This is a genomic window from Streptomyces sp. NPDC036822 (assembly GCF_055609145.1).
The window spans coordinates 199711-212292 of the sequence record NZ_JBVJPY010000009.1; the positions used below are offsets into that span (position 1 = coordinate 199711).

At 71.5% G+C, this 12582-nt stretch carries 8 protein-coding genes; 3 read left to right on the forward strand and 5 right to left on the reverse strand.

What is annotated here, in order from left to right:
- Positions 1 to 25 precede the first annotated feature (25 nt).
- Positions 26 to 2950 (reverse strand): glycoside hydrolase family 48 protein, encoded by a 2925-nt coding sequence (locus tag ACZ68P_RS21840; protein WP_471008561.1) that lies wholly within the window; start codon positions 2948 to 2950, stop codon positions 26 to 28.
- Between the two features lie 263 nt (positions 2951 to 3213).
- Between ACZ68P_RS21840 and ACZ68P_RS21845 the strand changes: the two genes are divergently transcribed.
- Both ACZ68P_RS21845 and ACZ68P_RS21850 read left to right on the forward strand, forming a co-directional pair.
- Positions 3214 to 4734: a cellulose binding domain-containing protein gene (locus tag ACZ68P_RS21845; protein ID WP_471008563.1), complete on the forward strand. Its 1521-nt coding sequence runs from the start codon at positions 3214 to 3216 to the stop codon at positions 4732 to 4734.
- 15 nt (positions 4735 to 4749) lie between these two features.
- Positions 4750 to 6483 (forward strand): glycoside hydrolase family 6 protein, encoded by a 1734-nt coding sequence (locus ACZ68P_RS21850; protein ID WP_471008566.1) that lies wholly within the window; start codon positions 4750 to 4752, stop codon positions 6481 to 6483.
- Positions 6484 to 6571: 88 nt separating this feature from the next.
- On the opposite strand, the gene ACZ68P_RS21855 is transcribed toward ACZ68P_RS21850, so the two are convergent.
- Entirely contained in the window at positions 6572 to 6838 is a 267-nt protein-coding gene (locus ACZ68P_RS21855; protein WP_365714102.1) for a hypothetical protein, read from the reverse strand.
- 65 nt (positions 6839 to 6903) lie between these two features.
- On the reverse strand, positions 6904 to 7809 hold the full coding sequence (locus tag ACZ68P_RS21860; protein ID WP_471008569.1) for a hypothetical protein: 906 nt from the start codon (positions 7807 to 7809) through the stop codon (positions 6904 to 6906).
- Positions 7810 to 8207: 398 nt separating this feature from the next.
- On the opposite strand from ACZ68P_RS21860, the gene ACZ68P_RS21865 reads away from it, so the two are divergent.
- Positions 8208 to 9575 carry an ABC transporter ATP-binding protein gene (locus ACZ68P_RS21865; protein WP_471008572.1) on the forward strand — a complete coding sequence of 456 codons (1368 nt, stop codon included), beginning with the start codon at positions 8208 to 8210 and terminating at the stop codon, positions 9573 to 9575.
- A 60-nt stretch (positions 9576 to 9635) separates the two neighbouring features.
- On the opposite strand, the gene ACZ68P_RS21870 is transcribed toward ACZ68P_RS21865, so the two are convergent.
- Both ACZ68P_RS21870 and ACZ68P_RS21875 read right to left on the reverse strand, forming a co-directional pair.
- Positions 9636 to 11003 (reverse strand): ROK family protein, encoded by a 1368-nt coding sequence (locus ACZ68P_RS21870; protein ID WP_471008574.1) that lies wholly within the window; start codon positions 11001 to 11003, stop codon positions 9636 to 9638.
- Positions 11004 to 11211: 208 nt separating this feature from the next.
- Positions 11212 to 12495, reverse strand: coding sequence for a ricin-type beta-trefoil lectin domain protein (locus tag ACZ68P_RS21875; RefSeq protein ID WP_471008576.1), 1284 nt, complete (start codon positions 12493 to 12495; stop codon positions 11212 to 11214).
- Positions 12496 to 12582 lie beyond the last annotated feature (87 nt).

A 12582-nucleotide genomic window follows, 5' to 3' on the forward strand; every position in this document is an offset into this window, starting at 1 on the left:
GAGCCGGCTCCTGGCGGGGCGGCTGCTACTCGAGCAGCTCCGCGTACGAGCCCATGGCCAGGGCGATGTCCGCCTGGGCCCAGAACCGGTGGTAGGTGAAGACGGGCGCGGCGCCGCCCGCCAGGTAGGCCTCGACCTTCGGCCAGGCGGGGTCGTCCTGGTAGAAGGAGCGGATCGAGGCGAAGGTGGACGCGTTGTTCACCGTGTCGCCGTTCGGCATGGTGCCGGTCCAGCCGGACGGTACGTACACCGGGTCGTCGAACCGGTTGTAGTCGGCGCGGGTCTCCGGGACGGCGATGCCCAGCGGGTCCTGGTGGTGGGTCCACATGCCGTCGAGCAGGGCCTTGGCGACCCGCTTGGCCTCGGCGTGGCCGGACTTGGCGGCGTAGTAGGTCAGGGTCTTGGCGTAGGCGGCGGCGATGCCGACGTCGTCGGTGTAGTCGGCGACGGTGACGTGGAGCCCGGTGTTGGCACCGGGGTTGGCCGCGTTCCAGGTGTCGGGGGCGCCGGACCACTGGAGCGTGGAGGGGATGCGGTAGGTGCCGTCGGGGTTGATCGTGGTCTTCGACAGGGCCCAGCCGACCCACTTGTCGAGGACGGTCTTGGCGGCCGCGTCCCCGGTCTGCTGGTAGTACTCGGCGACCCGCTCCATGGACCAGGCCTGGAATCCGAACCACTGGTTGGAGGCCGGGTCGTGGTAGACGGGCTTCTCGTCGTAGTAGAGGCCGTGGAAGGTGGGCGTCCCGGCCGGCGGCGTGGCGTAGCGGCCCTGCCAGCTGTTGGTGGCGCCGCCCGCGATGGCGCCTTCGGAGGACTGGAGCCAGCGGTAGAACTCCAGCTGACGGTCGAGGCTCGTCGCCCAGTCCGCCGCGCCCGTGGCCGACTTGGGCTTCAGCGGGGCGTACTCGCTCAGCGCGTAGGCCGCGAGCGGGTTCTGGTAGCCGCCGTGGGCGTGGCTGGAGCCGATCCGCCAGGACCAGCCGGCGCTGGTGTCGGTGGCACCGCCCCAGGCGTAGTACCAGGACATCAGGTAGTGCGCGCTGTCCTTGCCGGTGCCCGCGGGGCAGGTGACGGGTCCGACGCAGTTGCCCGACTTCTTGAAGTACTTGTCGAACATGGCGTACCGCAGGTAGTCACCCATCTTGGCCGCCTTGGAGACGGTCGCGGTGACCTGGGTCCCCTTGCCCTGCTCCTTGGCCCAGATGTCGGCCCAGTAGGCGGCCTGGACGGCGCGGGCGTCGGCGTCGGGGGCGTTGGTGAACTTCCACTGCTTGGCGTAGGAGGCGTCCCCCGTGAAGAGGTCGAGGTAGCCGTTCTTCCCGCCGTAGGTGAAGTTGTCGCAGGTCGGGTGGGTGACGGTCTCCCAGACGGATTCCTGCGGGCCGCGCTGGAAGGTGTTGATGTACGAAGGTCCGGTCGCCGTCGGTCCGGCGGAGCACTTTCCGGGCTCGTTGCCGAAGCCGTAGACGTTGTCGACGTCCTGGATCCAGTGCATGCCGTAGATGTCGTCGGTGCCGTAGGCGCTCTTCAGTTCGCCGGCGATCGGGTCGGATCCGGACGTGGCGCCGGAGTCGAGCCGGGCCGGGTACTGCGACGGCAGGTCGTGCTCGGGTGCGTAGGTGGCCGGCTTGGAGGCGTTGTAGCTGCCGGTGGTGGGCTGGTCGGCGTGGGTGGGGATCATGTACTTCTCCATGGTGTCCCACGCACCGTTGAACTTGGTCCAGTCGCCGGTGATCTTGCCGTACATCGCCTGGAGCCAGATGAGGTAGCTGTACGCCTCCGAGGTCGTCTCGTGGCCGTGGTCGGGGGCCTCGACGATGAGGGTCTCCACCGAGTGGTACGGGATGCCCTCAGGGGAGAAGTAGCCGTTGGCCGGGTTGGTGATCTTTCCGTGGAGGTCGAGGAAGCGGGCGTCGTAGGTGGAGTCGGCGGCCAGCTGGGCGACGGTCACCTCGGCCTTGCTGTGGCCGGGAGCGGTCGCGGTGAAGACGGCCGAACCGGTCCCGGTGGCCGCCGCGGCGATGGTCACCTTCTGGGCGGTGTTCCAGTTCGCCGGGGTGAAGGTGAGGCTCGCGCCCCCGCCGACGGTGAGGTTGCTGTTGCCCGAGGTGCGCGCGGTGGACACCGTGACGTTGCCGGCGGGCTGGGTGGAGAGCTTCAGGTCGAAGGTGCCGGTGGCTCCCTGGCGGACGCCGAACTGCGCGGGCGTGGCGACCAGCGCCGGTCCGGCGGCGACGGTGACGCCCACCGGGGCCGACTCGGCGGAGGCGCCCATGCTGTCGTACGCCTTGGCGTAGAGCGAGTGGGAGCCGGCGGCGAGACCGGTCGCGCTGAAGGTGAACGGGGCGGTGGTGTCCGTGCCGAGCAGGGCGGTGTCGCTGTAGAACTCCACCTTGTCGACGCTCGCGCCGTCGGCGGCGGCCGCGGTGGCGGCCAGCGGCACGGGGTCGCCCTGGGAGAAGACCGCACCGGGAGCGGGACTGGTGAGCACGGCGAGGGGCGGCTGGTGGGCTCCGGCGCAGGGCGTGCCGTTGACCGCGAAGGCGGTCGGGGCGGCGTTGGTCCCGGTGTAGGTGAACTGGGCGCCGGTGGTGACGGCCGCTCCCGCGGCGACGGTCCGGTTCCATCCCGCGTTGACGACGGTGACCCTCTTGCCCGACTGGGACCAGGTGCCGTTCCAGCCGTTGGTCAGCTTCTGGTCGCCGGTCTGGTCGTAGGTGAGCGTCCAGCCGTCGAGCGCGGTGGTGGCGCGGTTGGTGAGGGTCAGTTCGGCGGTGAAGCCCGACCCCCAGTCATTGGTCTTGTAGTCGATGCTGCACTGCACCGCCGCGGCGTGGGCGGTCGTGCCGACGGCGGTCAGACCGAGGGGGAGGGTCAGGGCCGCGGCGAGGGCGGCCGACACGGCGCGTGGCCTGCGTGTTCTGCGGGTTCTGCTGGGGAGGGGTGGCATGCGGGTGGTTCTCCTCGCGGCTCGGGGAGGCGGGGCGTGCGGAGAGAAGGACACAAGCTCTGAACCAGTGGGAGCGCTCCCACTGTGCAGACGGGACGCAAGGGCGTCAAGGTGCGTGAAGAGTCGAACACATTCGACCAGGAACTTCTTCAACTCCTCTTTTGCTTGGCGCCGGTTGGCGCTACGGTCTGGCCCCACCAGTGGGAGCGATTCCGTCAGTCGGCGCGTCGTCTCAGACGCGTCCTCGCTGCAAGGACTCGCTCATGCGTCATCCCCCACGTCTGTCCGCGCTGCTCGCAGGAGCGGCGCTCACCATGGCGAGTACCGCTTTCGCCGTGGTCGGTACGGCCGCCGGAGCAGCGGCCGCACCTTCGTGCACGGTGGAGTACTCGGTCGTCGGCCAGTGGGCCGGCGGCTTCCAGGGATCGGTGACCGTCACCAACGGCGGTTCCGCGCTGAACGGCTGGAGCCTGGCCTTCGACTTCCCGGCCGGCCAGAAGGTCGGTCAGGGCTGGGGCGCGACATGGTCCCAGTCCGGAGCGACGGTCACCGCGGTCAACGAGGGCTGGAACGGTGCGCTCGCCACGGGCGCGAGCGTCACCACCGGCTTCATCGCCTCCTGGGCGGGCGCCAACACGGCACCCGCCGTCTTCACCCTCAACGGCACGACCTGCCACGTCGGCCCGGGCCCCGGCCCGACCGACCCCACTCCGACCCCCACCGACCCGACGCCGACGCCCACCGACCCGACCGACCCTCCGGACCCCGTCTCCGGCGCGCCCGAACTGAGCGTGGCCGGAAACCGGCTCGTGGACCAGAACGGCTCCACCCGCCGGCTCCTCGGGGTCAACCGCTCCGGTGGCGAGTTCATGTGCGTCCAGGGCCACGGCATCTTCGACGGTCCCGTCGACGACGCCTCGGTCCGCGCCATCGCGGACTGGAACGCCGACACCGTCCGTATCCCGCTCAACGAGGAGTGCTGGCTGGGCCTGGACAACATCAAGCCCGAATACCGGGGCACCTCCTACATCAACGCCGTGAAGGGCCTGGTCGACCGCGTCCTCGCGCACGGGATGACGCCGATCGTCGAGCTGCACTGGACGTACGGCCTCTACACCGGCAACTCCTCGGGCTGCTCGGACGTGCACGCCTCCTGCCAGAAGCCGATGCCGAACGCCCGGTACACCCCGGCGTTCTGGACCTCGGTCGCGGACACCTTCAAGGGTGACCGCCGGGTCGTCTTCGACCTGTTCAACGAGCCCTATCCGGACCGGGCCACCTCCACCGCCGCGCAGGCCTGGACCTGCTGGCGCGACGGCGGCACCTGCCCGGGCATCGGCTACGAGGTCGCCGGGATGCAGGACCTACTGGACGCGGTCCGCGCGACCGGTGCCCGCAACCTCGCCCTCGTTCCCGGCATCGCGTACTCCAACGACCTGAGCCAGTGGCTCGCCCACGCCCCCACCGACCCCGCGGGCAATCTCGCCGCGGCCTGGCACGTGTACAACTTCAACTCCTGTTCCAACGAAGCCTGTTGGGACAGCACCCTTGCACCCGTCGCCGCCCGCGTGCCCCTGGTGGCGGGCGAGATCGGTGAGAACACCTGCGGTCACGGCTTCATCGACCGGGTCATGAAGTGGTTCGACGACCGCTCCCTCTCGTATCTCGGCTGGACCTGGAACACCTGGAACTGCTCCACGGGTCCCGCCTTGATCACGTCGTACGACGGCACACCCACCGCATTCGGCATCGGGCTGCGCGACCACCTGCGCGCCCAGAACTGAAAGGCACCCCACGAAATGAGCCGCACAACCAGCCGTACCACCGGCCGCACCGCCCTGCTGGCGGCCATCGGCCTGATCACGGCGACCGGCGCCACGGCGACCGTGATGTCGTCCACCGCCGGCGCCGCCGCCGCGGGCTGCAAGGTCGACTACACCGTCACCAACCAGTGGAACTCCGGCTTCGGCGCCAATGTCGTCGTCACCAACACCGGTGACCCGGTGGCCACCTGGACCCTGGAGTGGTCCTACGCCGGCGACCAGAAGGTCACCCAGGGCTGGAACGCCACGATCACCCAGTCCGGGGCGGCCGTGACGGCGAAGAGCCTGTCCTACAACGGATCCCTCGCCACGGGCGGCACGGCCTCCTTCGGGTTCAACGGTTCCTACAGCGGCACGAACGCCGTGCCCGCGACCTTCAAGCTCAACGGCGTCACCTGCAACGGCGCCACCACGCCGACCGACCCGACCACCCCGCCCACGACGCCGCCGCCCACCAGCGGCAAGGCCGACAACCCGTACGCCGGCGCCAAGGTGTACGTGAACCCGGAGTGGTCGGAGAAGGCCGCCGCCGAGCCCGGTGGGACGAGGATCTCGAACCAGCCCACCGGCGTCTGGCTCGACCGCATCGCCGCCATCGGCGGCGTGAACGGCGGCATGAGCCTGCGCGACCACCTCGACGAGGCCCTGGTCCAGAAGGGCAACGGTGAGCTCGTCGTCCAGCTGGTCATCTACAACCTGCCGGGACGCGACTGTGCCGCGCTCGCCTCCAACGGCGAGCTGGGCCCCACCGAGATCGACCGCTACAAGACGCAGTACATCGACCCGATCGCGGCGGTCCTCGCCGACCCGAAGTACGCCGGCCTGCGGGTCGTCACCACCGTCGAGATCGACTCGCTGCCGAACCTCGTCACCAACGTCTCCGGGCGCCCCACGGCCACCCCGAACTGCGACGTGATGAAGTCCAACGGCAACTACATCAAGGGCGTCGGCTACGCGCTGAACAAGCTGGGCTCGATCGCCAACGTCTACAACTACGTGGACGCGGGCCACCACGGCTGGCTCGGCTGGGACGACAACTTCGGCCCCTCCGCCGAACTCTTCAAGCAGGCGGCGACCGCCGAGGGCTCCACGGTCGCCAACGTCCACGGCTTCATCGTGAACACCGCCAACTACAGCGCCCTGAAGGAGAACCACTTCGGCATCAACGACTCCGTCAACGGGGTCTCGGTCCGCCAGTCGAAGTGGGTCGACTGGAACCGGTACGTCGACGAGCTGTCGTACGCCCAGGCGATGCGCGACAAGCTGGTCACGCTCGGCTTCGACTCGAAGCTCGGCATGCTGATCGACACCTCCCGCAACGGCTGGGGCGGCACCGCGCGTCCCACCACGCCGGGAGCGCAGACCTCGGTCGACACGTACGTCAACGGCGGGCGCTACGACCGGCGCATCCACCTCGGCAACTGGTGCAACCAGTCGGGCGCGGGCCTCGGCGAACGGCCGCAGGCCGCTCCGGCCGCCGGCATCGACGCGTACGTGTGGATGAAGCCCCCGGGCGAGTCCGACGGCGCCAGCAAGGAGATCCCGAACAACGAGGGCAAGGGCTTCGACCGGATGTGCGACCCGACCTACACGGGCAACGCGCGCAACGGCAACAGCATGTCGGGCGCCCTTCCCGACGCGCCGATCTCGGGCCAGTGGTTCTCGGCCCAGTTCCAGGAGCTGATGAAGAACGCCTACCCGGCGCTGTGACGGCCGTCGGTCCGTGACACGCCTCCCGGGGTCGGCCGGAACACGCGTTCCGGCCGGCCTCCGGTCGTCGTGCCGCGGGCCGCTCGCCTCAGCGGATGTCGCCTTCCCAGTCCCAGTGCGACGGATCGCCGTCCCGCGGTCCGTACTGGGCACGGCCACCGGGTCCGTAGGTCCCTATCTCGGTGGCCAGTGCGGCTCCCTGCCGGAGCTGCTCAGGCGTCCAACCGGTGACGTCGAGGAGCAGTCCGTCCAGGGGGCCGGCCACCAGTTCCCGGTAGTCGTGCCCCGGCCTGGGCCCCGGATCGGGGTCGTCGTGGTCGGCGCCGTAGACACGGCCTCTCATCAGCTCGTCCATACCCGGCAGCATCGCATCCACCTCTGACAATCGCCCGGCCTGCGCCGAGCGGAAAGGTGCCGTCATCAGGCGTCCGGGAGGCGCTCCAGCGCCTCCCGGACCGTCTGCGCGGCCCGTCCCGCTTCCGTCGCCCGCTCTTCGGCCGTTTCGGCGTCCTCCCGTGCCCGGTCCCGCTCCCGCTCCGCCTCGCGGCGGCGTCGCTCGAGGTCGGCGAGGTGGTCCTCCGCCCGGGACAGCAGGCGACCGGCCGCCTGCCGGGCCTCCTCGGCCTGGCGCAGCTCCCTGTCCCGGCGTGCCACCTCCCGCCGGGCGGCCGCGACCGCCGCCTCCCGCCTCTCCCTCCCCTCCTTCTCCCTGTCCCGCGTCCGCCCCTGGCTCCCCTCCTCCCGGGCCTCCCCCGGCTCCTCGCGCCGCCGGTCCCGCCCCCGCTCCGGACGGGCTCCCCCGCCGTCCCCCGGGGGCGTGGGCACGGCCCCCGGCCCGGGCTCCAGACCGGTGAAGCCGACCCTGACGGGCGGCGCCTTCTCCAGGACTCCGGTCGACCACCGCTCTGCCGTCCTCTCGTCGGCGACCACGGCCCGCACGATCTCCTCGATTTCCCCCACCACGGCGTCGCTCACCGGTTGCCCCGCCTCGGCGGCGAGGTCACGGGCCTGCCGGGCGAGCGCGGCCAGGACGGCGTGCTGCTGGTGGCCGAGCGCCTTCAGCCGGGGTCCGTCGAGGTTCCGGTGCGCTTCCCTGAGCGCGCGCCCGAGCTGGAGCAGCCGCTCGGTCTCCTCCGGTCGGTGCCGTACGAGAAGGGTCGACGCCCAGGCCGCGAGCGTCGGCTTCCGCATCGCGGCGATCCGCCGGGCCGCTTCCGCGTCGCCCGCCTCACGGGCCCGGGAGACGGCGGCGTTCCGGGCGGCGGTGAAGTCCGTCGGCAGCAGTCCGTACAGCTCCGAGGCGACCTCGTCCACATCGACGTCCACGCCCCCCACTGTCGTCGATCCGGCCCGCTGCCGCCCGGCGAGGGCCCGGCGTGCCGCCGACCGGGGTACACCGGTGCTCGCCCGCCGCTGGAGCGCGCTCGTTCGAGTCTCTCAACTCGCTGAAGAGCGCGGGGAGTTGTTTGGCCGGTTCGCCTCTTGCCCGACCTGGAGCCGCTTCTCCCGATCTTGGCGCAAGGCGTTCCCTGAAGGGCATTTGTCGGCTAACTTCTGGCGTCACACCCCGCACGCGTCACACCCCGCACGCGTCACATCCGGCACGCGTCACACCCCGCGCCCTGCCTTTCCCCTGATGCGCCCTCCCCCCTTCTTCTCCCCCCTTCTTCTCCCCCCTCGCTCTCCCCTCCCTCCTTCCTCCTCCCTCCTTCAGGCGGATCGCTATGAGCCGTGCCATTGCACTGCGCGATGTCAGCAAGAGATACGGGCGCGACTCCTACGCCGTCGAACGTGTCTCCCTCACCGTGCGACCGGGTGAGTTCCTGGTCCTGCTGGGGCCGTCCGGCTGCGGCAAGTCCACGGTACTGCGCATGATCGCCGGCCTGGAGGACATCACCGAGGGCGAACTGCTGCTCGACGGCGAGTACGCCAACGACATACCGCCCCGCGAGCGGGACATCGCCATGGTGTTCCAGAGCTTCGCGCTGTACCCGACCATGACCGGCCGGGAGAACATCGGCTTTCCGCTGAAGCTGCGGGACCCGCGCACGGACCACGGTCCGCAGGTGGAGGCCACGGCGCGGATGCTCGCGATCGAGGATCTCCTCGACCGCTTCCCGGGGCAGCTGTCCGGTGGCGAACGGCAGCGCGTGGCGATGGGGCGGGCGATCTCCCGGCGCCCGTCCGTCTTCCTGATGGACGAGCCGCTCTCCAGCCTCGACGCCAAGCTGCGCAGTCACCTCCGGGCCGAGATCGCCCGGCTGACCGCCGAGCTCGGCGTGACCACGGTCTACGTCACCCACGACCAGTCCGAGGCGATGTCCCTGGGCCACCGGGTGGCGGTGATGCGCGGAGGTGTGCTCCAGCAGATCAGCACCCCGCGCGAGACGTACGCCCTGCCCGCGAACGTCTTCGTCGCCGCGTTCATCGGTACGCCGCGCATCAGCCTGCTGCAGGCCGTGGTGCACGCGCCGCTGGACGCGCGGATGTCGATCGACCTCGGCCGGCAGCGCCTCTTCCTGCCCGAACCGCTCAGCGGCGACCACCAGTTGCTCCGCATCCAGCAGGGGCGCCGGATCATCGTGGGGCTGCGCTCGGAGGCGGTACGGATCGCCCCGCCCAGCCAGGCGCGGCCCGGCGAGGTGGCGCTGACCGGCATCGTCGAGCACGTGGAGTACCAGGGCCACGAAGCGCTCGTACACGTGAACACGGGTTCGCACCCGGCCGTGGTGGCCGACCTGGAGGCGTCCCGCCCCCGCCCCACCGCCGGACGCCGCCGCCGCACCCCGCAGCGGACCGTCCTCGCGCGTCTGCGCGAGCACGCGCTGGCCAGGACCGGCGGGTCCCGTCCCGCGGAACCCGCCCCCCCCACGGCCGACGCACCGCAGCCGGTCGGCCCCGAGACACCGGCGTCCGAGGAGCGGCGGGCCGTCGGCCGCAGCGACCTCGTCGTACGGACGGGCCCGCACGTCCGGGTGCGCACCGGGGCGCAGATCCCGCTGCTCGTCGATCTGGCGCAGCTGTACGTGTTCGATCACGCCGGCCACCGGATCTGCCCGGCCCCGGACGGGCTGCCGGGCCTGGAGGAGTGACCCGCGCCCACGCGTCGTGTCCGGGGGGTGCCGCCCGAGCCGCGACACACCGGACGTGGCTCAGGGGGCCGTCCGCTCCTCGAGGGTCGCACGCCAGGCAGGGATGGGCTCCTGCTCCCGCGAATCCGTGTCGGCCCGGCGTCCGCCCCGCGCGAAGAAGTCGGTGAGCGGCAGGATGGCGGCGCCCACCGTCACGGCGTCCGGCCCCAGGGTGCCGAGGTCGATGCGTACGTGGGCGGCCGGGTAGGCCAGGGCGTAGGAGGTGGCGTGCGCCCGTACCGCGTCCAGGAAGCGGTGGCCGAGCTGGAGACCCGCCCAGCCTCCGACGAGGATCCGCTCGGGCTGGAAGAGGTTGATCAGGTCGGAGAAGCCCGCTCCGAGGTACTCCGCGGTCTCCTCCAGGACGGCCAGGGCGGTCGCGTCGGCCTCGCGCGCCGGGGCGGCCGCGCCGGCGGGGCCCGCTTGCGTCGCCGGGTCCGCACCGGCTTCCGCTTCGGGGTACGCGGCGGCGAGCATGGCGGTCAGCGCCGTCTCCTCGTCCACACCGACCGGGGGCCGGCCGCCCGCCTCCGCCCACCGTTCCAGGAGCGCTTCCGCTCCCGCGTAGGCCTCCAGGCAGCCCTGGGCGCCGCAGCGGCACCGACGCCCCCGGACCCGTACGGTCAGGTGTCCCCACTCCACGGCCCGGCCGGGACGCATGTCGTCGGAGACGACGCAGGCGCCGACGCCGGAACCGAAGAGCACCACGACGGCATTGCGCGCGCCGCGTCCGGCGCCGAACCACATCTCCGCCTGACCGAGTGTCTTGGCGCCGTTGTCGATGTAGTACGGCACCGACTCGGGGAGGAGGCCGGACTCGCGGAGCAGACGCTCCAGCGGCACGCCGTCCCAGCCGATGGTCTGGCCGTGCACCACGGCGCCGTCCTCGGTGGTGCGGGCGACGATGCCGGGGACGCCGACCCCGACGCCGAGGAGCCTCTCCGCCTCGATGCCGGCCCGCTCGAGAACCTCGGCGATGCCTTCGCGCAGATGCCCGACCACGACTCCGACGTCGTAGCGGTCGGTCCGCCGCGGGCCCTCGGTCGCGAGCGGTCGCTCCACCCGTGCGAGTTCGGTGAGCGCCAGGTCGAAGAGTTCGACCCGGATCCGGGTCTCCCCCACGTCGACGCCGATCATGTAGCCGCTGTCCGGCCTGACGCGGAGCAGGATGCGGGGGCGTCCGCCGGCGGAGTCGACGCTGCCGGCCTCCTCCACCAGTCCCTCGGCGACCAGTTCTGCCACCACGTTGCTCACGGAGCCCGAACTCAGCCCCGTGGCGGGGCCGAGCGAGAAGCGGCTCAGCGGACCGTCGAAGTAGAGGCGCTGCAAAACGGCGGTGCGGTTCTCGCGCCGCAGGTCACGCACCGTACGGCCGCTGCGCTGTGTCACCCTGCCCCCTGTCGTCACGTCCTTGTACGCAACATACCGCCGCGAGACTCCTGACGCGCACCCCTCGGGACGGTCGACCCGGGCACGGGCTCCAGGGCTGCGGGCCGGGCCTCCGGACGGCGTCCGAAGGCCCGGCCCGCAGGTCGGCCCCCTGAAGTCCCGCCCGGGTCGCGACGCTACGTGCGCGGCACGTCCGGGGCCGGGACGGTCAGCGGGTCACCGTCCACTTCTGGTTCGCGGCGCCGCCGCAGGTCCAGATCTGGAGCCGGGTGCCGTTGGCGGAGCTGTTGCCCGTCGCGTCCAGGCACTTGTTCGCCTGGGGGTTGACGATGTCCCGGGCCGCGTTGGCGTCCCAGCGCTGCGCGGCGGTGCCGTTGCAGTCCCACAGCTGGACGACGGTCCCGTCGGCGGTGCCGCCGGAGGCGACGTCGAGGCACTTGCCCAGGGCGCGGATGGTCCCGTCGGCGCCGACGGTCCACTTCTGGGCGGCGGTGCCGTTGCAGTCGTACAGCTGGACGGCCGTCCCGTTCGCGGTGTTCGCGCCGGCGACGTCGACGCACTTGCCGCCGATGCCGGTGATCGGTCCGCCGGAGGACGGGCTGTCGGCCGTGGTGACGCGGACGTGGTCGACGACGAGCTGCTGCGGGAAGACGGTGGACCCGTCCGGGTCGCCGGGCCAGTAGCCGCCGACGGCCAGGTTGAGGATGAGGAAGAACGGTTTGTCGAAGACCCAGGCCCGGCCGCCGAGATCCGCGGGGGTGCGGGTCTGGTAGACGGTGCCGTCGACCGACCAGGTGATCTTGCCGGGCGACCAGTCGACGGCGAAGGTGTGGAAGGCGTCCGCGAAGGCCTGGCCCCCGGGCAAGGTGTACCCGGCGCCTATCCCGCCGGAGCCGGAGTAGCCCGGGCCGTGGAGGGTGCCGTGCACCGTCGACGGCTCTAAGCCCACGTTCTCCATGATGTCGATCTCGCCGGAGGCGGGCCAGCCGACCTGGCCGAGGTCGTTGCCCAGCATCCAGAACGCGGGCCACATCCCCTGGCCGCGAGGCACCTTCATCCGGGCTTCGACCCGGCCGTACTGCGCGGTGTACCGGCCCGCCGTGTTGAGACGGGCGGAGGTGTACTCGCACCGGCCGTACCAGCAGGTGTAGTTGCCGGGATTCTCCTTCCTCGCGGTGATCACGAGGTGGCCCTGGCCGTCCAGCGCGGCGTTGCGGTTGCCCGCCGTGTAGTACTGCCGCTCGTGGTTGTTGACGTTGTCACCGGTCTCGATCTGCCACCGGGCGCCGTCGACGGCCGCGCCCGCGGGTCCGTCGAAGTCGTCGGAGAAGGTGACGGCGGCGGCCTGGGCGACGGTGCTGACGGCGGCTTCCGTGACGGGAGGCCCTGCGTCGGGGTCCGGTGTGCCGAGGCCCAGGGCGGTGACGGCGAGGACCGTCACCGCCGTCATGGCCGACCACAGCGCGCGCCGTGGGGTGCGGGAGGGGCGCATGACTCTCTCTTCCGTTGGTGGGGGGAGGAGGCCGACGCGCGGCTAATCATGCTCATGACATCGACCTCCCGAGAACATGCCGACTGC

Coding starts and splice junctions, on each gene's coding strand:
- ACZ68P_RS21840 (WP_471008561.1), bottom strand. CDS start 2,950: ATGCCACCCCTCCCCAGCAGAACCCGCAGAACACGCAGGCCACGCGCC.
- ACZ68P_RS21845 (WP_471008563.1), top strand. CDS start 3,214: ATGCGTCATCCCCCACGTCTGTCCGCGCTGCTCGCAGGAGCGGCGCTC.
- ACZ68P_RS21850 (WP_471008566.1), top strand. CDS start 4,750: ATGAGCCGCACAACCAGCCGTACCACCGGCCGCACCGCCCTGCTGGCG.
- ACZ68P_RS21855 (WP_365714102.1), bottom strand. CDS start 6,838: ATGGACGAGCTGATGAGAGGCCGTGTCTACGGCGCCGACCACGACGAC.
- ACZ68P_RS21865 (WP_471008572.1), top strand. CDS start 8,208: ATGAGCCGTGCCATTGCACTGCGCGATGTCAGCAAGAGATACGGGCGC.
- ACZ68P_RS21875 (WP_471008576.1), bottom strand. CDS start 12,495: ATGCGCCCCTCCCGCACCCCACGGCGCGCGCTGTGGTCGGCCATGACG.